This window comes from Noviherbaspirillum agri, assembly GCF_054780595.1.
This window is the reverse complement of sequence record NZ_BAAGWA010000009.1, coordinates 1-23,500: the sequence shown is the minus strand read 5'-3', so window position 1 is coordinate 23,500 and position 23,500 is coordinate 1. Positions and strand designations below refer to the sequence as shown.

The 23,500-nt window shown below is 57.4% G+C and carries 25 protein-coding genes, 1 other RNA gene and 1 riboswitch; of the genes, 20 read left to right on the top strand and 6 right to left on the bottom strand.

Annotation, left to right across the window (positions count from 1 at the left end; all coding sequences use genetic code 11):
* Positions 1-4 precede the first annotated feature (4 nt).
* From tolA to ACYVIA_RS15460, 5 genes are read right to left on the bottom strand one after another with little or no spacing between them, the layout of a single operon-like run.
* Positions 5-886, bottom strand: a complete 882-nt coding sequence (gene tolA / locus ACYVIA_RS15480; protein WP_460842302.1) for a cell envelope integrity protein TolA — start codon at positions 884-886, stop codon at positions 5-7.
* The gene (locus tag ACYVIA_RS15475; RefSeq protein ID WP_460842301.1) at positions 883-1,317 is read right to left on the bottom strand and encodes an ExbD/TolR family protein; all 435 of its coding nucleotides are present in this window, start codon (positions 1,315-1,317) and stop codon (positions 883-885) included. The genes tolA and ACYVIA_RS15475 overlap by 4 nt, the downstream gene beginning before the upstream one ends.
* Complete coding sequence (gene tolQ / locus ACYVIA_RS15470) at positions 1,317-2,018, bottom strand: protein TolQ (RefSeq protein WP_460842299.1); 702 nt, start codon at positions 2,016-2,018, stop codon at positions 1,317-1,319. Before tolQ ends, ACYVIA_RS15475 begins: the two co-directional genes overlap by 1 nt.
* A 57-nt stretch (positions 2,019-2,075) precedes the next feature.
* Positions 2,076-2,507: a tol-pal system-associated acyl-CoA thioesterase gene (ybgC, locus tag ACYVIA_RS15465; protein ID WP_460842297.1), complete on the bottom strand. Its 432-nt coding sequence runs from the start codon at positions 2,505-2,507 to the stop codon at positions 2,076-2,078.
* Between the two features lie 11 nt (positions 2,508-2,518).
* Complete coding sequence (locus ACYVIA_RS15460) at positions 2,519-3,265, bottom strand: SDR family NAD(P)-dependent oxidoreductase (RefSeq protein WP_460842295.1); 747 nt, start codon at positions 3,263-3,265, stop codon at positions 2,519-2,521.
* Positions 3,266-3,414: 149 nt separating this feature from the next.
* Positions 3,415-3,521: riboswitch (ZMP/ZTP riboswitch) on the top strand.
* Positions 3,522-3,616: 95 nt separating this feature from the next.
* Here ACYVIA_RS15460 and glyA point away from each other — a divergent pair.
* The 13 genes from glyA to ACYVIA_RS15395 all read left to right on the top strand — a co-directional run bounded on the left by glyA (position 3,617) and on the right by ACYVIA_RS15395 (position 14,277).
* Positions 3,617-4,861: a serine hydroxymethyltransferase gene (gene glyA, locus ACYVIA_RS15455; protein WP_460842293.1), complete on the top strand. Its 1,245-nt coding sequence runs from the start codon at positions 3,617-3,619 to the stop codon at positions 4,859-4,861.
* Between the two features lie 171 nt (positions 4,862-5,032).
* Complete coding sequence (gene nrdR / locus ACYVIA_RS15450; protein WP_460842291.1) at positions 5,033-5,503, top strand: transcriptional regulator NrdR; 471 nt, start codon at positions 5,033-5,035, stop codon at positions 5,501-5,503.
* Positions 5,504-5,524: 21 nt separating this feature from the next.
* Complete coding sequence (gene pilV, locus ACYVIA_RS15445) at positions 5,525-6,181, top strand: type IV pilus modification protein PilV (RefSeq protein ID WP_460842289.1); 657 nt, start codon at positions 5,525-5,527, stop codon at positions 6,179-6,181.
* The gene (locus tag ACYVIA_RS15440; RefSeq protein WP_460842287.1) at positions 6,178-7,194 is read left to right on the top strand and encodes a PilW family protein; all 1,017 of its coding nucleotides are present in this window, start codon (positions 6,178-6,180) and stop codon (positions 7,192-7,194) included. Before pilV ends, ACYVIA_RS15440 begins: the two co-directional genes overlap by 4 nt.
* Positions 7,191-7,898: a pilus assembly PilX family protein gene (locus ACYVIA_RS15435; RefSeq protein ID WP_460842285.1), complete on the top strand. Its 708-nt coding sequence runs from the start codon at positions 7,191-7,193 to the stop codon at positions 7,896-7,898. Before ACYVIA_RS15440 ends, ACYVIA_RS15435 begins: the two co-directional genes overlap by 4 nt.
* Complete coding sequence (locus ACYVIA_RS15430) at positions 7,885-8,349, top strand: type IV pilin protein (RefSeq protein WP_460842284.1); 465 nt, start codon at positions 7,885-7,887, stop codon at positions 8,347-8,349. Before ACYVIA_RS15435 ends, ACYVIA_RS15430 begins: the two co-directional genes overlap by 14 nt.
* A gap of 25 nt (positions 8,350-8,374) precedes the next feature.
* Positions 8,375-8,899, top strand: a complete 525-nt coding sequence (locus ACYVIA_RS15425) for a GspH/FimT family pseudopilin (protein WP_460842282.1) — start codon at positions 8,375-8,377, stop codon at positions 8,897-8,899.
* 96 nt (positions 8,900-8,995) lie between these two features.
* On the top strand, positions 8,996-10,087 hold the full coding sequence (ribD, locus tag ACYVIA_RS15420) for a bifunctional diaminohydroxyphosphoribosylaminopyrimidine deaminase/5-amino-6-(5-phosphoribosylamino)uracil reductase RibD (RefSeq protein ID WP_460842280.1): 1,092 nt from the start codon (positions 8,996-8,998) through the stop codon (positions 10,085-10,087).
* 12 nt (positions 10,088-10,099) lie between these two features.
* Positions 10,100-10,714 carry a riboflavin synthase gene (locus ACYVIA_RS15415; RefSeq protein ID WP_460842278.1) on the top strand — a complete coding sequence of 205 codons (615 nt, stop codon included), beginning with the start codon at positions 10,100-10,102 and terminating at the stop codon, positions 10,712-10,714.
* Positions 10,715-10,811: 97 nt separating this feature from the next.
* The gene (ribBA, locus tag ACYVIA_RS15410) at positions 10,812-11,924 is read left to right on the top strand and encodes a bifunctional 3,4-dihydroxy-2-butanone-4-phosphate synthase/GTP cyclohydrolase II (protein ID WP_460842276.1); all 1,113 of its coding nucleotides are present in this window, start codon (positions 10,812-10,814) and stop codon (positions 11,922-11,924) included.
* Positions 11,925-12,087: 163 nt separating this feature from the next.
* The gene (gene ribH, locus ACYVIA_RS15405; RefSeq protein ID WP_460842274.1) at positions 12,088-12,573 is read left to right on the top strand and encodes a 6,7-dimethyl-8-ribityllumazine synthase; all 486 of its coding nucleotides are present in this window, start codon (positions 12,088-12,090) and stop codon (positions 12,571-12,573) included.
* Between the two features lie 3 nt (positions 12,574-12,576).
* Entirely contained in the window at positions 12,577-13,047 is a 471-nt protein-coding gene (gene nusB / locus ACYVIA_RS15400; RefSeq protein ID WP_460842272.1) for a transcription antitermination factor NusB, read from the top strand.
* Positions 13,048-13,101: 54 nt separating this feature from the next.
* Positions 13,102-14,277, top strand: coding sequence for a pyridoxal phosphate-dependent aminotransferase (locus tag ACYVIA_RS15395; protein ID WP_460842270.1), 1,176 nt, complete (start codon positions 13,102-13,104; stop codon positions 14,275-14,277).
* 107 nt (positions 14,278-14,384) lie between these two features.
* Here ACYVIA_RS15395 and ACYVIA_RS15390 read toward each other — a convergent pair whose 3' ends face one another.
* Entirely contained in the window at positions 14,385-15,344 is a 960-nt protein-coding gene (locus ACYVIA_RS15390) for a transglycosylase SLT domain-containing protein (RefSeq protein WP_460842269.1), read from the bottom strand.
* Between the two features lie 468 nt (positions 15,345-15,812).
* Here ACYVIA_RS15390 and ubiD point away from each other — a divergent pair, with 468 nt between their 5' ends.
* The 7 genes from ubiD (at position 15,813) to ACYVIA_RS15355 (ending at position 22,715) form a co-directional block, all read left to right on the top strand.
* Positions 15,813-17,297 (top strand): 4-hydroxy-3-polyprenylbenzoate decarboxylase, encoded by a 1,485-nt coding sequence (gene ubiD, locus ACYVIA_RS15385; protein ID WP_460842267.1) that lies wholly within the window; start codon positions 15,813-15,815, stop codon positions 17,295-17,297.
* Between the two features lie 53 nt (positions 17,298-17,350).
* Positions 17,351-17,449, top strand: an RNA gene (gene ffs / locus ACYVIA_RS15380) — signal recognition particle sRNA small type.
* A 262-nt stretch (positions 17,450-17,711) separates the two neighbouring features.
* The gene (locus ACYVIA_RS15375; protein WP_460842265.1) at positions 17,712-19,748 is read left to right on the top strand and encodes a DNA polymerase III subunit gamma/tau; all 2,037 of its coding nucleotides are present in this window, start codon (positions 17,712-17,714) and stop codon (positions 19,746-19,748) included.
* Positions 19,749-19,769: 21 nt separating this feature from the next.
* On the top strand, positions 19,770-20,096 hold the full coding sequence (locus ACYVIA_RS15370; protein ID WP_460842263.1) for a YbaB/EbfC family nucleoid-associated protein: 327 nt from the start codon (positions 19,770-19,772) through the stop codon (positions 20,094-20,096).
* A gap of 83 nt (positions 20,097-20,179) precedes the next feature.
* The gene (recR, locus tag ACYVIA_RS15365) at positions 20,180-20,776 is read left to right on the top strand and encodes a recombination mediator RecR (RefSeq protein WP_460842261.1); all 597 of its coding nucleotides are present in this window, start codon (positions 20,180-20,182) and stop codon (positions 20,774-20,776) included.
* Positions 20,777-20,805: 29 nt separating this feature from the next.
* Positions 20,806-21,474 (top strand): HD domain-containing protein, encoded by a 669-nt coding sequence (locus ACYVIA_RS15360; RefSeq protein ID WP_460842260.1) that lies wholly within the window; start codon positions 20,806-20,808, stop codon positions 21,472-21,474.
* Positions 21,471-22,715, top strand: a complete 1,245-nt coding sequence (locus ACYVIA_RS15355) for a CaiB/BaiF CoA transferase family protein (protein ID WP_460842258.1) — start codon at positions 21,471-21,473, stop codon at positions 22,713-22,715. The genes ACYVIA_RS15360 and ACYVIA_RS15355 overlap by 4 nt, the downstream gene beginning before the upstream one ends.
* Positions 22,716-23,500: the final 785 nt, after the last annotated feature.

Here is a 23,500-nt window from a genome sequence, read left to right as displayed (position 1 = left end):
CTAATTAGTCTTTCGGTTTATGAGTTCCTGTGAAGCTGGAAGGCATGCTGCCATTGCTATCCCTCGGGAAGGGTTGCGCTCTTTCGATTGCTCTTGCAACGGCCTCATCGAACCCCGGAACGCCGGACGAGCGGAGTTTGCGCATGCCGGCGACCGAGCCATCGGGTAGCAATCTGACCTCGTACTCGACAGGAGGGTTGCCTTGCAAGCCCTCCGGAACGACGAATGTAATGTGAGACTTGATCTTTGCCCCGACCTTGCTTGCCCACTCGACACTTGCGCGCCCGCCTTGTGCCTTTGGCGCGTCACCGCTCCCGCCAGCACCGATGATACGGCGCATATTTTCTTCGCGTATCTTGTCTGCCAATCTGGCGTCGGCTTCTTCCTGCAGTCGCTTCTTTTCCGCTGCCTCCTTCTTCGCCTTCTCGGCCTTTTCCTTTTCGGCCTTTTCTTTCTCTCGCTTCGCTTCTTCCTGTTTTAACTTGGCAAGCTTCTCTTCTTCAAGACGCTTCTTTTCTTTTGCGAGGCGTTCTTCCTCCTCGCGGCGTTTCTTTTCTTCCGCGGCCTTGCGCTTCTTTTCCTGTTCAAGCGCGATGTCCGGTTTTTCGACCGGTGGTGGCTCTTTTACTATTGGCTTGGGTGGTTCCTTGATAACAGGTTTGGGCTCTGGTGCCGGCTCTGGTACTTTTACCGGTGCGGGCGGTGGAGCAGCCTCGCGCGGTTGCGGATCCCACACTTCTGCTTCAATTGTCGCCGGATGGTTGCTCTGCCATTGCACGCCTATCCATAGGAAGGCAAGCAGCGCGGCATGGACCAATGCGGCGAAAAGGAGCGAGCGGCCAAGCCCCGGCTCCTTGGGAATGGTGTACTGATGTGCGTCCGTCATTGCTTGGTCGCCAGCCCCACCCGGTTGATGCCAATCTTTTTCGCTTCCGAGATCACCTGGATGACTTCATCGTACTTGATGTCTTTATCCGCAGAAATCATGACGGGCAGGTCCGGATTGGCGGCATGCATCGCGCGCAGCTTTTGCAGCAGGGCACTGCGGCCGCCGACTTTCTCATCCCGCCCGCCGCTCTTGGACCCACTGATCCCAATTGTCGCGGTAGTGTCGGGCTTCAGGGATATCTGGATGTATTCGGTAGGCGGCAAGGCAGACTTTGCTGCTGTCGGCAGGTTGATGACGCCAGGATTTGTCAGCGGCGCAGCGACCATGAAGATCACCAGCAGCACGAGCATCACGTCGATATAGGGAACGACGTTGATTTCGGATTTGAACTTGCGGCCGCGTCCGCCGCGCATGGAACTGTAGGCCATCAGCGAACCTGGCGTTGCAAGATATTGGAGAACTCTTCAATGAAGCTTTCGAAGCGAATCGCCAGGCGGTCGATGTCGTGCGAGTAGCGGTTATAGGCTACCACCGCCGGGATCGCCGCAAACAGGCCGATCGCAGTTGCAATCAGCGCTTCGGCGATACCGGGAGCTACCGAGGCGAGCGTCGCTTGCTGCACATTGGCCAGGCCGCGGAACGCATTCATGATTCCCCATACGGTGCCGAACAGGCCGACATACGGCGAGACCGAGCCAACGGAGGCAAGGAAGGCCAGGTGCGATTCAAGCGCATCCATCTCGCGCTGGTAAGCGGCACGCATTGCGCGACGAGCACCATCAATCATGCTGCCCGGATCGACTGGACCCTTGCCGGCGAAGATCGCCTTGGCCTTGCCGAATTCGCCCATTCCTGCTTCGAAGATGCGCTCCAGGGCGCCACCATCGCTGCCGTTCCGACGTCGGTTGGAGGTTGCTTCTTCGTAGAGTGCGTTGAGATTGCCTCCCGACCAGAAAGCGCGCTCGAACTCTTCCGTACGTGCTTGCGCGCTTCTGATCGCAAACATCTTCCGGAATATGTACGTCCAGCTCATGATGGAGACGAGCAGCAGAAGCGCCATCACGAGCTGCACCAGCAGGGAGGCGTTGCTGATCAGGGAGACAAAGGAAAGATCTTGGGTAACGGTCATGTTTCTTTAAACGGATAAAAATCGCACCGAGCCGTTTAGGACGCGGGCTAAAGTATGTTATGCGGGGAACGGCCCTGTTCTTCTTATCTGCGCCATGACCTCGTCCGGTATTGGGCGAGGGCGGAGCGTTTCGGTATCCACACAGCCGACCTTGATGGACCCACTGGTCAGTAGTTGTGGTTGCGCACCACTGACGCGCCATGCTTCTTGAAAGAATTGCACAGAGGCACGTCCTAGCCGTTCGACAACGACAGTGAGTTTCAGTTCATCATCTAATTTCGCTGGAGCATGATAATCGACTGTTGTGCTTTTTACGACGAACATTGCGCGATGCGTTTCTGATAACGATTGCTGTCCAATGCCGGCGGCACGCAACCATTCTGTCCGCGCCCGTTCAAAGAAGCGCAAATAATTGGCGTAAAAAACAACACCCCCGGTATCGGTGTCCTCGTAATACACCCGAACTTTCCAGCTAAATTCAGAACTCATATTTATTGTTGCTAAAAGTTGCGCTTGATGGCGAACGGGGAGAACGCCTGGCAGGAGGGCATCATTTCGATGTAGTTGATATTCACATGCGGCGGCAAAGTAGCGATCCAGAATGCGGTCTCCGCAATGTCCTTTGCGGTCAGCGGTTCGGTTCCCTCGTACACCTTTGCAGCCGCTGCATCATCCTTCAGGCGGACATTGGAAAATTCGGTGCCCCCACATAGTCCCGGAGCGATGTTGGTGGCCCGTACGCCCGTGCCGACGAGGTCGGCGCGCAGATTGAGCGTGAACTGGTCGACGAAAGCCTTGGTGGCACCGTACACATTGCCGCCAGGGTAGGGGTATGCACCGGCAACCGATCCGATATTGATGATCATGCCGCTCCCGCGCGCCACCATCGCGGGAAGGAGGTGACGCGTGATCGTGACCAGCCCTTTGCAGTTCGTATCGATCATCGTTTCCCACTCTTCCAGCGACGCCTTGTGCGCCGGTTCGATGCCAAGCGCAAGCCCGGCATTGTTAATGAGAATGTCGATGTTCTTCCAGTCTGCCGGCAGCGTTGCCAAGCCGTTGTTGATAGACGTTTTATCACTGACATTCATCTCGATAGGAAGCAGTGCGGAGCCAAGTTCGGCTGCCAGTGCATCCAGTCGCTCCTTGCGGCGACCGGTCGCAATCACCTTATGGCCGTTTTGCACGAATTTGCGTGCCATTTCTGCGCCGAAGCCTGAAGTTGCTCCTGTAACCAAAACGATCATCGTGAATCCTTTTGTTCTCTGTAGGTAAGTTGGCCAAAATTGTAGCCGAAAGGCGGAGTGGGCCGCAGTTCATGTCCGGGGCAGAAAATGGCGGCGCGACGCGGCCATCCTTGCTGAAATCAGGTACCTATCTTACAATTTAGCGCCATTTCATCCCACGTAACTGGCGAAAACACTGGAACGCAGTTCCGGTAACAAGGTGGAAATCCACCGGGGAACGTGGGATATCCAATAGCCGTTCGCCTGGGCAGCCCAAATGGAATGCACGACTGAGGCTGCCTGTCTTTCCCATCGGCCCTCATTCGATTTAGGCAAACCCACTTTGCATACTTAATCGATTGGAGTTATTTCATGTTCGCAAAAGACCATACCATCGCCAAAGTCGATCCCGAACTTTGGTCCGCCATCCAGCAGGAAAACAAGCGCCAGCAGGATCATATCGAGCTGATCGCCTCCGAAAACTACACCTCGCCTGCCGTCATGGAAGCGCAAGGCTCGCAGCTCACCAACAAATATGCCGAAGGCTATCCAGGCAAGCGCTATTACGGCGGTTGCGAGTATGTGGACATTGTTGAATCGCTGGCGATCGAGCGCCTGAAGAAACTGTTCGGTGCCGAGGCGGCAAACGTGCAGCCGAATTCCGGCTCTCAGGCAAACCAGGGCGTATTCTTCGCCATGCTCAAGCCGGGCGATACGATCATGGGCATGTCGTTGGCGGAAGGCGGTCACCTCACGCACGGCATGGCACTGAACATGTCCGGCAAGTGGTTCAACGTAGTCTCTTACGGTCTCAACGACAAGGAAGAGATCGATTACGACGCGATGGAACGTCTTGCGCACGAAAAGAAGCCGAAGATGATCATCGCTGGCGCCTCCGCTTACGCGCTGCGCATTGACTTCGAGCGCTTCGCCAAGGTCGCAAAGGATGTCGGCGCCTATTTCATGGTCGACATGGCGCACTACGCCGGTCTCATCGCGGCAGGCGTCTATCCGAATCCGGTTCCGTATGCCGACTTCGTCACCTCGACCACGCATAAATCGCTGCGCGGCCCGCGCGGCGGCGTCATCCTGATGAAGGCCGAGCATGAAAAGGCGATCAATTCCGCGATCTTCCCGGGCATCCAGGGCGGTCCGCTGATGCATGTGATCGCAGGCAAGGCTGTCGCCTTCCAGGAAGCGCTGTCCCCGGAGTTCAAGACGTATCAGCAGCAGGTTGTGAAGAATGCGGACGCGTTGGCGAAGACCCTGATCGCACGTGGACTGCGCATTGTGTCCGGCCGCACCGAGTCGCATGTGATGCTGGTTGACCTGCGCGCCAAGAAAATCACCGGCAAGGAAGCAGAGGCCATCCTCGGTACGGCGCACATGACCTGCAACAAGAACGCAATTCCGAACGATCCCGAAAAGCCGTTCGTGACGTCCGGCATCCGCCTCGGCAGCCCGGCAATGACGACCCGTGGTTTCAAGGAAGCGGAAGTGACGAAGGTCGGCAACTTGATTGCGGACGTGCTGGACAATCCGCATGACGCAGCAACAATCGAGCGCGTGAAGGCAGAAGTCAAGAAACTGACCGACGCCTTCCCGGTATACGCCTGATCGTGTCGGGAAGTGTGCGGTGCAGGACAGGCAGGAAAAGCACAGCATACTTCCCGTCGACTTGATATTTTTTTATAACGGGAAGAGAATCCCGCGATTGGTAACAGATGCTGCTCGTCATTCAGTTCCTCTGGATCGGCGGCAGCAACATCCAGAACCGCAGGCACCCCAATGAAATGTCCCTTCTGTCATCATGAAGACACCCAGGTGATCGACACGCGCGTGTCGGAGGAGGGGGATACCATTCGCCGCCGCCGTCGCTGTGCTCATTGCGACAAGCGGTTCACCACCTACGAACGCATCGAACTGTCGATGCCGGTCATCGTCAAGAAGAACGGCAGCCGGACAGATTACGATCCGGCCAAGCTGCGCGCTAGTTTCATGCTTGCCCTCCGCAAGCGCCCGGTTTCCGCGGAAGCAGTGGATGCTGCCATCCATCGCATCGAAGAAAAACTGCTCTCCAGCGGTGCACGCGAGATTATTTCCGGCCACATCGGCGAGCTTGTCATGCGCGAACTGAAGCGCCTCGACAAGATTGCTTACATTCGCTTTGCGTCCGTGTACAAAAGCTTCGAAGACGTCGCCGAATTTCAGGATGCGATCGCTGAAGTCGGTCCTGAACGTAAGAACTCCACCACCTAGTTAACCGTGACAAGTCTGGACATGGATTTTTCGCGCTCAAAAAGTTGTAAAAAATGCAACAATAGTCGGCTCAGTTCGAGGAGACCCGTTTCGCGGAGATCCACGCTTCGCAAAAGAAGCGCCGGTTTCTCCATGGTTGAGACGTTGGTCGCGATGGTTATCATGGCTGTCGGTGTGATGGGAGCGGCAGGCTTGCAGCTGACAGCCCTGCGCACTGCCCGGCAGACTGCATTCGCGACAATTGCGTCGCATCTGGCGGCCGACATGGCGGATGCAATACGAGCGAGCCAAGGCTGGGCGAGCAGGAACGGCAGTGTGGATCCCTACCTCGATGCGAGTCTTGATTCGGGCGACGCGGAGGGCTCTACCCCGCCGGCGCGGTCTTGTTACAGCGACACTTGCGATCCGACGGAATTCGCTGCCTTTGAGGTGAGCGAATGGAAAGCACGGATCCGCAGCACCTTGCCTGCCGGCCGATTCCGCATTTGCCGCGATATCGATCCCTGGGACGGCAGCAGGAACGCGCCGGCGTGGCAATGCCACGATAATGCTGCGGATACGGCCCCGATCGTCGTCAAACTCGGCTGGCGCATCAACAATCCCGATGCGTCCCTGGCCAGCCATGCCACTGGCCACGAAGAGGCCGGCATGACTTTGATCGTGGGGGCAGGGGTATGACGGATCGCGGTCCTACCGCTTTGCGCGCAAAACATCGGTGGCACGGATTGCGCGGTGAGTACGGCGTCACTCTTGTTGAGTTGATGGTTTCGATGGCGATTGGCTTGTTTATCGTACTGGCTGCAACAGCGCTGCTTGTTTCAGTCAAGCAGGCCTATCTTGCTCAGGACGACGAAGCGCAGGTTCAGGAAGCCGGCAGGTACACACTCGATACGGTCGCCCGTGCGGTGCGACAAGCCTCGCACCGGACCTGGGATACGGAACAGGTGGCAGTTACCGACCAATCAGCATTCGATCCCGATGTTATCGGCCTCGATTCACGCAGCCTGCGCAGCAGGACTCCCGGCATCGAAGCGCCACTGCTGAAATCGGTGAATGGCAGCGATGTGCTGGCCATTCGTTTCTTCGGCTCCGGTAGCGCGGAAAGCGGTGACGGCACAATGCTAAATTGTGCCGGCTTTTCCACGCCATCTCCATCATCCGATGAGATGGCGGCAGATCACCGCACATGGAGCATTTTCTATGTGGCCATTGGAGAAAGTGGCGAACCCGAGTTGTATTGCAAGTATCAAGGGAGGAGCAGCTGGACGTCGCAATCCATAGCACGTGGTGTGGAATCGTTTCAGGTCCTTTATGGCCTCGATACCGACATGGATGGCTTTCCCAACCGCTTGCTCAATGCGTCTGCGATTGATGCATTGGATGATGAAATGGTGGTTCACGGAGCCAATGCCGTTGAGCGGGCAACTGACCGGGCGAGGAAAACGCACTGGAAAAAGGTCGTTGCCGTCAAAGTCGCAATGCTGATTCGCGGCACTCATCAGACGAGCTGGACTGAGCCTGCGAACGGCTATGCGCTATTCGGCGACATGTATGCGAATGAGTATGCAGACGAAGACCTCGGCGTGCTCATCAGAGATGCAGACCTGCCGAAATCCCAGCGTGGGCGGTTGCGCCGTGTCTTTTCCATGACAATCCGACTGCGTAACGGGGTGGGGGAGGGCGTGGCGTGAAGAGCGCAAGTTGGTATGAATGCACGCAACGGTGCGCCTCGAAGCGAAACGCTGCGAATCGCCATCGCGGGGCTGCGCTCATCATGACGCTCATCATGATGGTGGTGGTACTCATGCTCGGCATGTCGGCAGTCCAATTCGCCTGGCAGGGGGAGAAGGCGGGGCGCGGCGACCGTGATCGCCTGATTGCCTTCCATGCAGCCGATGCGGCTTTAGCGGATGCCCAACGAGATATCGATGCCTCCCCGCGCCAGGGCCTCTTTGCACAGGAGGTGGTAGAACCATTCGGAGATGTCTGTGATAACAGGGGGATGGAGCTCTATCTCGGTCTGTGCAAGGCAGCCGAACCAGCGAGTCCGCCGGTATGGACTGAGGTGAACTTTGCTGATGACAAACAGAATCGCTCGGTGCCATACGGACATTTCACCGGCCAGCAGTTCCAGCACGGCGTTGGGGTAATGCCCGCGCGGCTGCCGCGGTACATCATTGAACGTCTCACGCGTCCTGGTGTGGAGGAAGGAGCTGCAATCGTTTTCTATCGCATCACTGCGCTCGGATTCGGCATGCGCGATACCACACAGGTAATGCTGCAGGCCTTTTACCTTCCGAGCCATGTGGAGGGAGCGCCGGCGCCGAAAGGGCGTTTTGGCTGGCGGGAAATCTCGAATTGGCAGGAGGTGCGCAATGCGCGTGGCAACGGCTAACAGGCGACAACGCCTCCCATATGGATTCACGTTTATTGAAATACTGTTCGTGCTGGCGCTGTTTGCGCTGCTGGCAGGTATCGCATATCCCACCTATGTCGAATCGGTTCGAAAGGGGAAGCGCGTGGAGGCTCGAGCAGCGCTATTCCAACTCATGCAGCAGCAGGAACGCTATTTTTCACAGAACAATACCTATCTTGCGTTCTCCGCTGATTCCATGGACGTGGATGAAAGGAAGTTCAAATGGTATTCGGCAGGAAGTGCGGAAAACAGCGCTTACGAACTGAAAGCCGAAGCATGCGAGAACGACACGATTCGCAATTGCGTGCGCCTCGTTGCCATGCCCGGAACGGATAAGGTGGACGGGAATTTCCGTGATCCGGTATGTGGAGAAATGATCGTGACCAGCACGGGCATCAAGCGTGCCCGTCATCCCGATTGCTGGAAGTGAGACGGCACAGCCTGCAATTCGATCCATGAGACGCTCCGGATTTTCGCTCATCGAACTCATGGTCGTACTGGCCGTGGCGGCAATCCTGCTTGGTGCCGGGGTGCCGTTTGTCAGGGGGCTGGTGCAAGGCCAGCGTTTGACGACTGTAGTCAATGCGTTTTTCTCGTCCATGAACCTCGCGCGCGCAGAAGCTATTCGACGCGGTGTGCGGGTCGATATGGTTCCTGTGAGCGATTCCGACGATTGGGCAAAAGGCTGGGTGGTTTTTGTCGACGAAGATAATAATCAAAAGGTCGACCTCGGCGAGGAAACGATCTTTGTGTACGATACCGTCGGCCAGGGAATCCGCATCAATGCCAGTCTCACGGACAAGTCGCCATCCTACCTGGCTTACAGTGCTACAGGGCGAACTCGCACCAATGCAAGTGCGTATGCTCCACAGTTCGGCAGTGTCACCTTCGAACTCGACAAGCAGGTCAGAAAAATCAAGATCAACTTTCTGGGGCGTGCACGCGTGTGCAACCCGGAGGTGGCCGGGAGCACCTGCTAAGCCGCCGTGCCTGATGCCCCTCATCAGCGATAGAATGTCGATCCATGGCGCAGAGCGTCCGGCTGCCGCCCCCTCGACAACTGAATTCGGAATCCCGTGGAAATCTATAGCGATACGCAGGGCATGCAGCTCGCGCTGCAATGGGCTACGAAGGGCCTTTTCATTACCACACCCAACCCTCGGGTTGGGTGCGTCATCGTAAAGAATAACAAGGTCATCGGCACCGGCTCCACCCAGCCTGCCGGGCAGGCCCACGCAGAGGTGCAGGCACTGAATGATGCAGCGCAAAGGCGGTTTGATGTGCGCGGTGCGACTGTCTACGTTACTTTGGAACCCTGCAGTCATTACGGGCGTACGCCGCCGTGTGCCGATGCCCTGATACGCGCCGGCGTCGGACGTGTTGTCGCTGCAGTCGCCGACCCCAATCCGCTGGTTGCGGGGCAGGGCATGGAAAAGCTCAGGGCCGCGGGTATCGAAGTGGCTTTCGGAATACTTGAGGACGAAGCCAGGGAGATGAATATCGGCTTCATGTCCCGGATGCAGCGTGGCAAACCCTGGGTGCGAATGAAGGCGGCTGCCAGCCTGGATGGCAAGACTGCTCTTCATAATGGACGGAGCCAATGGATTACCTCCGCCAATGCGCGCGATGACGGTCATTGGTGGCGGGCACGGGCTTGTGCCGTACTAACGGGGATCGGAACGGTGCAGGCGGACGACCCTTTGCTCAATGTGCGCGCCGTTGAAACACCGCGCCAGCCGCAGCGCATCGTCATCGACAGTCATCTGCAGATCAGCCCTGATGCGCGAGTGCTCGCCGGCGGTGGCACGTGGATCGTCGCCGCCCGCTCCAACCCGGAAAAGGAGGCGCAGTTGCGCGATGCTGGCGCCGAAATCTTGATGCTGCCGAACGCGCACGGCAAGGTTGACCTGCCCGCGTTGACGCTCGAACTGGGCAAGCGCGGGATCAACGAGTTGCATGTCGAGGCCGGTTTCAAGCTGAACGGCTCATTGATTCGCGAAAAGTGCGTGGATGAACTGCTGATGTACCTTGCACCAAATTTGCTGGGGGACGCACAGGGTCTGTTCGACTTGCCGCCACTGGAGCGCCTGGACGGCAGGCAATTGCTGCGATTTCACGAGGTTGCCCAGGTCGGCCCGGATTTACGTATTCTTGCTCGTTTTCTCTGATTGGATTTCATCATGTTCACCGGAATCGTTGCTGCTGTCGGCAGAATTACCTCCATTACCCCCTTGGGCGACAAGTCTGACGCCGGCGTTCGTCTCACCGTTGATGCCGGTGGATTGCCCATGGCGGATGTTGCTTTGGGTGACTCGATCGCACTCAATGGCGCCTGCATGACCGTGGTAAGCAAGACGGACAGCGGCTTTACGGTCGATGTCTCACGTGAAAGCCTGAACCGGACCGCGGGCCTCGACGCAGCAGGAGAGGTGAATCTGGAGAAGGCGCTTACCCTGGCCGACAGACTGGGCGGCCACCTCGTATCTGGCCATGTCGATGGACTCGGCGTGGTGCGCAAGTTCGAACCGGTCGGCGAATCCATGGAACTGGTCGTGGAGGCGCCGACGGATCTCGCCAAGTATCTCGCCTTCAAGGGCTCGATCGTGGTCAACGGTGTCTCTCTCACCGTCAATCGCGTGACCGATTCCGAGAGTGGTTGTGAATTCTCCATCAACCTGATCCCGCATACTGTACAGGTGACCACCCTCAAGCATTTGCGGCCGGGGGTAAAAGTGAACCTGGAGATCGACCTCATCGCGCGTTATGTCGAACGCATGCTTGGCATGAAAGTTTGAGCATCGCTGGATCCGGCAAGATGCCGTTGTGTTTCGGTTTTGCAAGTTGAAGCCGGCGTAAATCCTTTAAAATAGCGGGCTACATAGGATTTCAATCATGGCTATTTCAACAACCCAAGAAATCGTTGCCGAGCTCCGTGCCGGCCGTATGGTCATTCTCGTCGACGAAGAGGATCGCGAAAATGAAGGCGACCTGGTCCTCGCGGCAGAATTCGTGACGCCGGAAGCGATCAACTTCATGGCCAAGTTCGGACGTGGACTGATCTGCCTGACCCTGACGGAAGAGCGCTGCAGCCAGTTGAACCTGCCGATGATGACTGCCCGTAACGGTACGTCTTATGGAACCGCGTTTACGGTGTCGATCGAGGCTGCGGAAGGCGTCACAACCGGCATTTCGGCGGCGGACCGCGCGCGCACCGTGCAGGTGGCCGTTGCAAAGAATGCGAAACCTTCCGACATTGTCCAGCCGGGCCATATCTTCCCGCTGAAGGCGCAAAAAGGCGGCGTGCTGATGCGTGCCGGGCACACTGAAGCCGGCTGCGACTTTGCGGAGCTCGCCGGCCTGACTCCGGCGGCCGTGATCTGCGAGATCATGAAAGATGACGGCACGATGGCCCGTTTGCCGGACCTGATGGAATTCGCAAAGGAGCACGGCCTGAAGATTGGTACGATTGCCGATCTTATTCACTACCGTAGCCAGCACGAAAGCATCATTGAGCGTGTTGCGGAGCGCACGATGCATACTGCCTACGGTCCGTTCAAGGCAATTGCCTACCGCGATACGCCCAGCAGGGGTGCACACGTCGCGCTCGTGCATGGCGATGTCGAAGCCGACCTGGAAACGCTGGTTCGCGTGCATCAGCCGGTATCGATTCTCGACGTGCTGGAAACGCAAGTCACGACGCATTCTTGGAACATGGCTTCCGCAATGGCCGCCATCAAGGCATCCGAGCGCGGTGTGATGGTTCTCTTGAATTGCGAAGAGTCCGCCGATGAGATGTTTGCCCAGTTCGAGGCGTTGAACACGCCGGAACGACGCCACCAGCCACGAGAGTCACGCATGGACTTGCGGACTTACGGCATTGGAGCGCAAATCCTGAAAGATCTGGGCGTTGGCAAGATGAAACTGCTGGCCAGTCCGCGGAAGATGCCGTCGATGACGGGTTTTGACCTGGAAGTCACTGGCTATCAGGACAAGCCGGCAAACTGAGTATCTAACCCATCGGATTTTTTAGGCGACCGCTCCCCAAGGAGCGGTAAGCTGCACAACGATTCTGACAACAATCAAACCATGAGCTGACCTTCGTACCGGCTACGGACGGTGGCAGCGAATGGCGAAAACCAATGGCGCTGTCGCGCATGAAGGAACAACCATGACCGTAGGAACTTACGAAACAAATCTGAATGGCGAAGGTTTGCGGATCGGCATTGTGCAAGCCCGCTTCAATGAAGATGTTTGCCACGGCTTGTTGTCTTCCTGCTTGGCAGAACTGAAGCATCTTGGCGTAGCGGATGAAGACATTCTGCATGTCACCGTGCCGGGTGCCCTGGAAATCCCGCTTGCGTTGCAGAAAATGGCGGAGACTCAGCAGTTCGATGCACTGATTGCGATCGGTGCGGTCATACGCGGCGAGACCTACCACTTTGAGCTGGTATCCAACGAGTCCGGCGCTGGTATTACCCGGGTCGGACTCGATTTCGGTATCCCGATTGCCAACGCCGTGCTGACCACCGACACTGATGAGCAGGCCGAAGCGCGCATGGCAGAGAAGGGGGCGGATGCGGCGCGTGTTGCGGTCGAAATGACGAATCTGGCGATTGCCTTGGAAGAGCTCGCCGAAGCAATTGAAGAAGAGTAAGTGATGAATCAGAAGACTTTACATGCGAACCCGAACAAGAATCGCACGCCGCGCCACCGCGCGCGCGAGTTCGCGTTGCAAGGCTTGTATCAATGGCTGATGAACAACGAGGATGCCGGTGCAATCGATGCGCATATCCGCGAGGCGCATGGTTTCAACAAGGCTGATGCCGAGCATTTCGATGCGCTGCTGCACGGTACGATCAGGCAGGCCGCGTCACTGCGAGAACAGTTGGGACCTTTGATTGATCGTCCTATCGACCAGCTTTCTCCAGTCGAACACGCTGCGCTGCTGATCGGCGCGTACGAACTCGGCAATCACCTCGAGATTCCATACAAGGTAGTGATCAACGAGGCCGTGGAGCTGACCAAGTCGTTTGGTGGTATTGATGGACACAAGTATGTCAACGGCGTTCTCGACAAGTTTGCAGCCAAGGTTCGCGACGTCGAGGTTGATGGCGCGAAGAATCGCTAATCGTCTCTTGACATTCTGCCCGGCAATTTTTCGGCCGGCGGAATGCCTTTTCGTATGATCACTTCCATTCTTGCTTCCCGCCTCGAGAATATCGCTCCATTCCATGTCATGGAGCTGGCAAAAATGGCCGCTGTGCTGGAACAACAGGGCCGCTCCATCATCCACATGGGAATCGGCGAGCCCGACTTTACTGCGGCGCCGGCAGTCGTTGAGGCAGCCGCGCGCGCGATGGCGGATGGCCGGTTGCAGTACACGCCGGCGACAGGCATTCCACAGTTGCGTGAGGCCATTGCAGAGCATTACTCGTGCGTGTACGGGTTGCGCATCGCGCCCGCGCGCATCATCGTGACCGCAGGCGCATCCGCCGCCTTGCTGCTTGCCTGTGCAGCATTGGTGGAAAAGGGGGCGGAAGTGCTGATGCCCGATCCCTCTTACCCTTGCAATCGACACTTCGTCGCGGCGTTTGACGGGCAGGCGAAGATGATTCCGAGCGGACCCGAGCAGCGCTTCCAGTTATCGGATGCGATGGTCCGCGAACATTGGGGGGGAGCGACCCGTGGCGTACTGCTCGCCTCTCCGTCGAATCCCACCGGCACGTCGATAGCGCATGACGAGCTTGCGAAGATTGTTGCGACGGTGCGTGAAAAGGGCGGATTCACCATTGTCGACGAGATCTATCAAGGCCTGACTTATGACGAAGCGCCGTTTTCTGCCTTGTCTCTTGGCGAAGACGTCATAGTTATTAATAGTTTCTCGAAGTACTTCAACATGACTGGTTGGCGCCTCGGATGGCTCGTCGTGCCGGAGTCGATGGTGCCGGCGATCGAGAAACTTTCCCAGAATCTGTTCATTTGTGCATCGAGTATCGCGCAGCATGCTGGTGTCGCCTGCTTTGCACCCGAGTCAATTGCGATTTACGAAGAGCGCAAGGCTGAGTTCAGGCGCCGTCGGGACTTTATTGTTCCTGCGTTACGAGAGCTGGGGTTCAAGGTGCCGGTGACGCCTGACGGCGCGTTCTATGTCTATGCAGATTGCTCTGCGCTGTCGGACGATGCCGATCACTTGACGATCGAGATGTTGAACCAGGCAGGCGTGGTGTTGGTGCCCGGCCTGGATTTCGGCCCTGCGACGGCACGTCAGTATATTCGGCTGTCGTACGCGACGTCGATGGAAAATCTGAAGCGGGCTGTCGAGAGGATGAGCGAATTCTTTACCAGTCGGCGCGGTTAGGCGGTTAGAGGCATTTCGGCTATGCAGTGGCTGAAAATGATGCTATTGCTTCCAAACCAAATAAAAAGGAGCCTGAGGCTCCTTTTTACTTATAAGTCATTGTTTGCTTATAGTGATGCAAGCTGCCCGGACTTCGGTAATGGCTGTGCGGTCTCTATAGGATTCGGTCGTTCTTCTGCCGTTTGCTCCGTCTTGTTGCTGTTTTGCGGACGTGCCTTGGTGGTGGTCGAGCTTGCCGATGTCGTATAGATCGGCACTTTCTTGCCCATTGAAACGTCCTTCAAGCGGCGATATTCCGCCAGCACGCGCGCACCATAGCCGAAGTCAGAGTCGAATGCTCCAGCTCCTACATACAGCTTCAGGCCGGCTTCCACCGAGCCGCCGCGTTTGACATAGTCTTTGAGGATCAGCGAACCAACGCGAATATTGGCGACAGGGTTGAGCGCTGCCTTTACGCCGCCCAGGTCCTCGAACTTGTCATGATGGACTTTGGACATGACTTGCATCAGGCCTTGCGCACCGACCGGGCTTTCCGCGAACGGATTAAAACCCGATTCGATTGCCATCACAGACAGAATCAGCAGAGGATCCAGCTTGATTTCCTGGGCAGTCATGTAGGCGGCTGAAACCAGCATGTTGGTTGCATCTGCGGCGACGCGATAACGTTTGGACAGCCATGCGGTAACCCACTGTTGTTGCTGCGAACTGACTGCTGCTGCCGTCTCAACATTCAAGGCGGTTTGTGAACTGATTGGGGCTGCAGTTGGTGTGACTGGCTGCGCCGGCATGTCCATCAGGTTAGCCAGTGCCGGGGCGGACTCGTCGACGGTTTCTGCTGCTTGCGATTCAGCAAACGGGGACAGCTCCAGCAGTTGATCCGCCACTTTCGGTTTGATGAACATCAGCGAGAGCGCACCGATGGCGAGAATTCCCAATACCAGTACTGTGTGATGCGCCGTGGTGATGAAGCCGCTGATCGTATCCCGCACGAAAACCGCCCATGCGGCCGACTGGCTGGCTTTTTGCCGAGTGAAGTCAGACGTCACCCGGATCAGTCGATTTACCATAAGAACCTCCTGAATCGTCGCGGCACGCGAAGAGTCCACTACATGAACTTGTAGATTCTTGTGCTTGCCGTGAATCAGTACATCGTCTGTCAGTGCGAGGTGCTACCGGCAGACGTCGGATTGTTTGCTCTAGACTGGCGGCTGCTCGTCGGCGCCGGATCAGTGGCAAACAATTTTTTCGGGGGAGAAGGCGGACGCCTTTTGAAAACACTCCTTAAAATGTCATGTGGGACCCCGATCCCGTGAGTGATGAAGATTTAGTTTGCGTCACTCATCTTTCCAAGTGCGCCCCTCATCAAGTTGGCCGAATTTTAGGGGGCTGTTTATATCAAGTCAACACTATCAAAGTTCTCTTTTATTACTTTTAAATCTTAATTTCTCGCTGCGCTGCAACAGAAAATCAATAAAATCAACCACTTGGGCTTGCATTCTAAAAACATCTGCAAGCTGTCGATCTTGTGAAAAATCATGAAATATTCGGATTTGCGGGACTTTATTTCCCAATTAAAGCAATTGGGCGAGCTCAAACACGTCACCCTTCCGGTTTCCCCCCATCTCGAAATGACGGAGATCTGCGACCGCACGCTGCGCTCCGGTGGGCCTGCGCTTCTTTTTGAGCGTCCTACCGGGCACTCCATGCCGGTGCTCGGCAACCTCTTCGGCACGCCGCGGCGCGTCGCGCTTGGCATGGGCGCGGAAGATGTCAGCGAACTGCGCAGGATCGGCCAGGTGCTTGCGACACTCAAGGAGCCGGAGCCGCCGAAAGGGCTGAAGGATGTGATGGGCCTGGGCTCCATGGTGAAAGCGCTATGGGATATGGCGCCAAAGGAGCACCGTTCTGCGCCGTGCCAGGAAATCGTCTGGGAGGGCAATGACGTGGACCTGTCGCGGCTACCGATCCAGCATTGCTGGCCGGGCGACATCGCACCTCTTATTACATGGGGGCTGGTGATCACCAAGGGGCCGCACAAGAAACGGCAGAACCTGGGCATCTATCGCCAACAGGTCATCGGCCGAAACAAGGTGATCATGCGTTGGCTGGCGCATCGGGGTGGCGCGCTTGACTTTCGCGAGCATGCGATCGTTAACCGGGGCAAGCCTTATCCGATTGCCGTAGCGCTCGGTGCAGATCCCGCGACGATTCTTGGGGCGGTGACGCCCGTTCCTGACAGCCTATCCGAATATCAGTTTGCAGGTCTCTTGCGCGGCAGTCGTACCGAGCTGGTGAAGGCCATCGGCAGCGAGTTGCGTGTGCCGTCATCTGCCGAAATCGTGCTCGAAGGCCATATTTATCCGGATGAGACACATCCGAGCGGCTATGAGCATGCGCTGGAAGGGCCATATGGCGACCACACTGGTTATTACAATGAGCAGGACTGGTTCCCGGTATTTACAATCGACCGCATTTCCATGCGCCGCGACCCGATTTATCACTCCACGTATACGGGTAAGCCGCCGGACGAGCCAGCCATCCTCGGTGTGGCGCTGAACGAGGTGTTTATCCCGTTATTGCAGAAGCAGTTCACGGAGATTACGGACTTCTATTTGCCGCCTGAAGGGTGCAGCTATCGCCTCGCGGTAGTGCAAATGAAGAAATCCTATCCGGGGCACGCCAAGCGGGTGATGTTTGGGGTCTGGAGTTTCCTGCGTCAGTTCATGTATACGAAGTTCATTGTCGTGGTGGACGAGGATGTGAACATTCGTGACTGGAAGGAAGTGATCTGGGCCATCACGACGCGCGTGGATCCTTCGCGCGATACGACGCTCGTCGACAACACACCGATTGATTACCTGGACTTTGCATCGCCAGTAAGCGGGTTAGGCAGCAAGATGGGTATCGACGCCACCAACAAGTGGCCAGGTGAAACAAACCGGGAATGGGGGGCGACCATTACGATGAGCGACGAGGTGAAGGCGAAGGTTGACCGCATCTGGCAGGAATTGGGAATCTGATTTTCATGCAGGGACGGCCCGTGCTGCATGCTTTGCTGTTAGAATTGCGGTCGGGCGGGCCCCTACGCATTGTGGCATGGCCAACCTGGTCAGGTCGGGAACGAAGCAGCCACAGCCATTTCCCGCAAGTGCCGTAGATCAGGCTCGCCCCCTTCCTTATTCCCCTACACATTTCCCTGCCGCTGAACTGACTCAGCGGACTCTCCGCAAGCTGCGTTACAGGCGGTGATCTGCCATTGTCGTGCTCCTTTTCCTGTGGCGCGAGCGCCATCGCAAGGGAATGCCAAGGCATTGGCCAAGGCTTCGTGTCTGGTTGTTGCATCGGGGACATCGTGTTCGTGTTTGGTCAATCCTGCTCTATAACTTGCATCAGGTCAGGTAAAATGCGACCTACTACCAAACACCCGCACCAACATGTCTTATCAAGTCCTCGCCCGAAAGTATCGTCCCAGGAGCTTTGACACGCTCGTCGGGCAGGAGCACGTTGTGCGGGCGCTGACGCATGCGCTGGACCAGCAACGCCTGCATCACGCTTATTTGTTTACAGGAACGCGCGGTGTCGGGAAAACGACGCTGTCGCGCATACTGGCAAAGTCGCTGAATTGCCAGGGCGCGGATGGAAACGGCGGGATCACGGCAGCGCCGTGCGGTGTGTGCGAAGCATGCACCGCCATTGATGCAGGGCGCTTTGTCGATTACATCGAGATGGACGCAGCATCCAACCGTGGCGTCGATGAAATGGCGCAATTGCTGGAGCAGGCGATTTACGCGCCTTCCAACGCACGCTTCAAGGTCTACATGATCGACGAAGTGCACATGCTGACCAACCATGCGTTCAATGCGATGCTGAAGACGCTGGAAGAACCACCCGAGCATGTGAAGTTCATCCTGGCGACAACCGATCCACAGAAGATCCCTGTCACGGTGTTGTCGCGCTGCCTGCAATTCAATCTGAAGCAGATGCCGCCCGGACATATCGTCGGACATTTGGAAAATATCCTCGGCCAGGAAGGCATCGAGTTTGAAGCGCCGGCGTTGCGCCTTCTGGCGCAGGGTGCACACGGTTCGATGCGCGACGCGCTGTCCCTGACCGATCAGGCAATTGCCTATGCCGCCGGCAAAGTGACGCTTGAGGCGGTGCAAGGCATGCTGGGCGCGCTGGACCAATCCTATCTCGTCCGTGTACTGGATGCGCTCGGCGCAAAGGACGGCGCGGGATTGCTTGCCGTTGCCGATGAGATGGCGACGCGCAGTCTTTCTTACAGCGCGGCGCTGCAGGACTTGGGTACGCTTTTGCATCGCATTGCTTTGGCGCAGACGGTTCCCGCTGCGTTGCCGGACGACGTGCCGGAACGCGAGGACATTATTCGCCTTGCCGGATTGTTCGACGCGGAAGAAGTGCAGCTGTTCTACCAAATTGCCGTGCACGGCCGCAATGAGCTGAGCTTGGCGCCGGACGAATATGCCGGATTCTCGATGACCTTGCTGCGGATGCTGGCCTTTCGCCCTGGGAGCGGTGGTGCAGAACCGAAAACGGTGGCACGTGGCCCGACAGCAGCGTCTGCGCCCGTTTCCACTGCATCAGCCGCCGCTACGCCGGTCTCGCCTTCTGCTCCCGCTGCACCCGCAAGACCTGTACCGCAACAGGCAGTGTCACCAAGTGCACCTTCCGGCCGGGCCGCAGGCGGCATGAGCCCCGCGCGTGCGGCACTGGAAGCCGTGCGTAATGGCGGTAAAACGCCGCAACCGGCCGCGATGATGCAGTCAAAAGCTGCGCCGGCTGTTGCGCCTGTGGCTACCTCCACCCCTGCACTAAACCCTGCCTCGGCCCCAGTGTCGGCCTCGGTTCCGCCATGGGATGACGAACCTCCTCCGGCGCCGGAGTGGGGTGACTTCGACTCTGTGGCGACAGCAGCTCAAAAAAAAACTGAATCTTCAGTCATCGCCGCGCAGGCAATAGGCGAGGAAGACAGCGACACAGCGGTCCTCGATGAAGCTCCGCCAGCACCCGAAGCTCCTCCTGCCGTGCGCTTCAAGCCGCGCGCGCAGATTCCGGTTGCATCGCTGAACTGGGATGGCAACTGGCCAGTGCTCGCCGCCTCGCTGCCATTGCGGGGCGTTGTACAGCAGCTGGCGCAACAGAGCGAACTGCTGCAATGTGAAGACAACGGAGACGGGGTGCTGTTTCATTTGCGCATCCCGCTTGAAACGCTGCGTTCGGCCGGTGCAACCGAAAAGCTGACTGCGGCACTGACGGAACATTTTGGAAAAACGGCCCGTGTCACCACGGAGATCGGTGCGGTTGAGCAGACCGCAAACGCTCAGGCAGTCGCAGAACGCGAGGCGCGCCAACGCAAGGCCGAAGAGGACATGCAACGCGATCCCTTCGTGCAGGCGATGATGCGTGAGTTCAATGCCACTATCGTGCCGGGTTCAATCAAACCGGCTTAACCAACATTAAGGAGTAGGAACATGATGAAGGGCCAACTGGCAGGGCTGATGAAGCAAGCCCAGGCAATGCAGGACAACATGAAGAAGATGCAGGAGCAGCTTGCCTCCATCGAAGTGGAAGGCCAGTCTGGCGCCGGCATGGTGAAGGTGGTCATGACCTGCAAGAACGACGTCAAGCGCGTGACCATCGATCCGTCCCTGCTTGGTGACGACAAGGACATGCTGGAAGACCTCGTCGCTGCCGCTTTCAACGATGCAGTGCGCAAGGCGGAAGCGACGTCGCAGGAAAAAATGTCGGGCATGACTGCCGGCCTGCCGCTTCCCCCGGGCTTCAAGCTGCCGTTCTGATTCAATTTCCTGCCTCGTGTGACAGTGGCGGCAACCATGCCGCCGGCTGATCAGGTCCTTCCCGGCGGTCTTAAATTTAAACAGTGAAATCCCCCTCCAGCCTAGACTTTCTGACGGAAGCCTTGCGCCGCTTGCCCGGCGTAGGGCCCAAGTCCGCGCAGCGCATGGCATACCACCTGATGCAGCATGACCGCGATGGTGCCGCGCTGCTCGGGCGTGCTTTGACGCAGGCGGTCGAAAAAATACGCCACTGTGCCAAGTGCAACACCTTCACTGAACATGAAGTGTGCGAGATGTGCGTCAATCCGGAACGCGACGCGCATTTGCTTTGCGTCGTGGAGACGCCAGCGGACCTGTTGATGATCGAACAGACGCTGACGTACAAAGGTTTGTATTTCGTATTGATGGGGCATCTTTCTCCACTGGACGGCATCGGCCCGAAGGACATCCATCTCGAAAAGCTCATTGCCCGCGCAAAGGATGGTGTGGTGGAGGAAGTCGTCCTGGCGACGAATTTCACCAATGAAGGCGAAGCGACGGCCCATTACATCAGCGAGACGCTCAAGGTGCGCGGATTGAAGGTCAGCCGCCTTGCACGCGGCGTACCGGTCGGCGGTGAACTCGAGTACGTCGATGCCGGGACGATTGCGCGTGCGATGCTCGACCGGCGGGCAACCTGACGCTGCGGCAATGCTGCGCAGACCTCATCGTGGGCGGTGACGCGGATATCGGTTTGCTGCGCTCGCGATGGATGGCGCTGGTAACGCCAGTTTCTAGGGATGCCGGTACGTCTTCTGATGTATTCAATATGCTGGCCGAGCATTACGCCGAGCCGCATCGTGCGTATCACAATCTCTCCCATGTCGCTGCATTGCTCATGCTTGCGGATGATGTGCGTGCACATATCCGGCATCCCGAGGTCGTTGATCTGGCGATCTGGTTCCATGACGTTATCTACGACACGCGTTCCGCAGACAACGAGGAGCGCAGCGCGGATTTTGCACATGATGCGATGCGGACGATGCAGATCCATGGCGAGCTGATAGCGGCAGTCAGGCAATGCGTCCTGGCGATGCAGCGTCACGAGGTGCTGCTGCAGTCCCATCCGGATGTGCCTTTGTTCCTCGATCTCGATCTGTCGATACTTGGTGCGACGGAGGACATCTATCGCCACTACAGGGATGCGATCCGGACGGAGTACGGTTGGGTTGCGGACCAGGAATACTGCGCTGGGCGCGCATCGGTTCTGAAAAAGTTCCAGGCGCGTCCGCAACTCTACTTCACCCGTCTGATGGCCGATCGTTACGAGGAGCGCGCGAGGCATAATATCGCGCTGGAAGTGCGAGATTTAATGCAAGAATCAGGACATGAACGATGAATGAAACCAGATCCCCGGGGCCACTGGCCGGCATCAAGGTACTCGAACTCGGCACGCTGATTGCCGGGCCGTTTTGTTCGCGCATGCTGGCCGAGTTCGGTGCGGAGGTGATTAAGGTCGAATCGCCGGACGGCGGCGATCCGATACGGCAGTGGCGCGTGCTCAAGGATGGCACTTCATTGTGGTGGTCGGTACAGTCGCGCAACAAGAAGAGCGTGACACTGAACATGAAGAATCCGCAGGGACAGGAAATCGCACGACGGCTTGCGCTGGATGCCGACATCATTATCGAGAATTATCGTCCGGGCGTGCTGGAGAAATGGGGCGTCGGCTACGAAGACCTGAAAAAGATCAATCCGGCGACCATCATGGTGCGGCTGTCGGGATACGGTCAGACAGGACCGATGAAGGATTTGCCCGGCTTTGGTGCGATCGGTGAATCGATGGGCGGCATGCGCTATGTTTCGGGGCATCCGGACCGTCCGCCGGTTCGCATCGGTATTTCCATCGGCGACTCCATGGCTGCGCTGCATGGCGTGATCGGCGCGATGATGGCGCTGCGCCATCGCGATGTGACTGGCGGGCGCTGGAACGGCAAGGCGGGCGAGGCGTGCGTTGCAGGGCAGGGGCAGATGGTGGATGTGGCCCTGTATGAGGCGGTCTTCAACATGATGGAGTCGCTGGTGCCGGAGTACGACTTTGCCGGTGTCGTGCGCGAGCGGACCGGTGGCGCGTTGCCGGGTATCGTTCCGTCCAATACGTACACCACCAGCGATGGCGAGAATATTGTCATTGCCGGCAATGGCGACGCGATCTTCAAGCGACTGATGCTCGCCATCGGCCGCGACGATATGGCGAATGATCCGCAGCTCGCGCGCAACGACGGGCGCGTGCCGCGTACGGCGGAAATCGATGGTGCGATCCAGGCATGGTGCGACACGCAGACCATCGGCAACGCGTTGGCGGTCCTCAAGGCTGCCGATGTCCCGGTCGGGAAAATCTATTCTGTGCGCGACATGATGACCGACCCGCAGTTCCTCGCGCGCCGGATGTTCGAGCAGCACGCGTTTGCCGACGGTACCCCGATCAAGCTGCCGGCGATTACACCGAAGCTGTCTGAGACGCCGGGCGAGACCAAGTGGCTCGGGCCGCAGTTAGGCGAACATAATGCAGAGGTCTTGCGCGGCCTGGGCTATGATGACGACGACATCGCGCGTTTCAAGCGCGAGCATGTGATATAGGAGACAACATGAACAAGACTTTCTTGAAGCAGTTTCTGATCGCCCTGGCGCTTTTCCTCGCCGGCTATTTCACCTTCAATAACAACCTCTTCTGGTAAAGCAGTTACTTCCTTCCAGCGACATCGTGCAGCGCCTTCGAGGCGCGCCGTATATCCGCGCGAGGAATGGTCGTAAGCGAGCAGCAGGCGATTGACGCGGCTGTTTATAAGTGCGGTATGCACCATCCGCAGCATGCTGGAACGATTGCAAGAGACTGGTGACTGGCCGAGCCGATCTCTGAGACAGCCGATCATTTTGCGATCCTGTTTTGTAAACAGTTCACGAACGCGCCACTGAGAATTTTTAACCGAACTCAGAACACATAATTGCTGCCGCGAATATTGGCCGCGAGCAGCGGCTCTTTTCCAGTAGTCCACCCTTTCTCTTGCTAGGCGGAATTGCGTTCGTGACACTTCGTTTTTTCTTCTGTGGTGTCCGCCATAGGGCTGACTGCCTTGGTGCCTAATCGATTTTCCAGACCGTACGCGGCACCAGTTTGTGGTTGAGGACAGCCTTTTCCGACGCCTGATTTTGTCCGTGTCGACTTCTGTATTCCGAACATTCTCCGTAACTGAAAGTGAACTGATTGGTATCAATCGCCCGCCTGTGAGGCCTCCTAACAGCCTGTTTGAAAACTCGAAAAAGTGTAAGTTGGCAGTCTGATGCGCGAAAAGCGCAGGAGGATTTGCCATGTGGACAGAGCGGCATCGAGCGAAACAGGTACGGCAAGGGCACCAGGTAAAGCG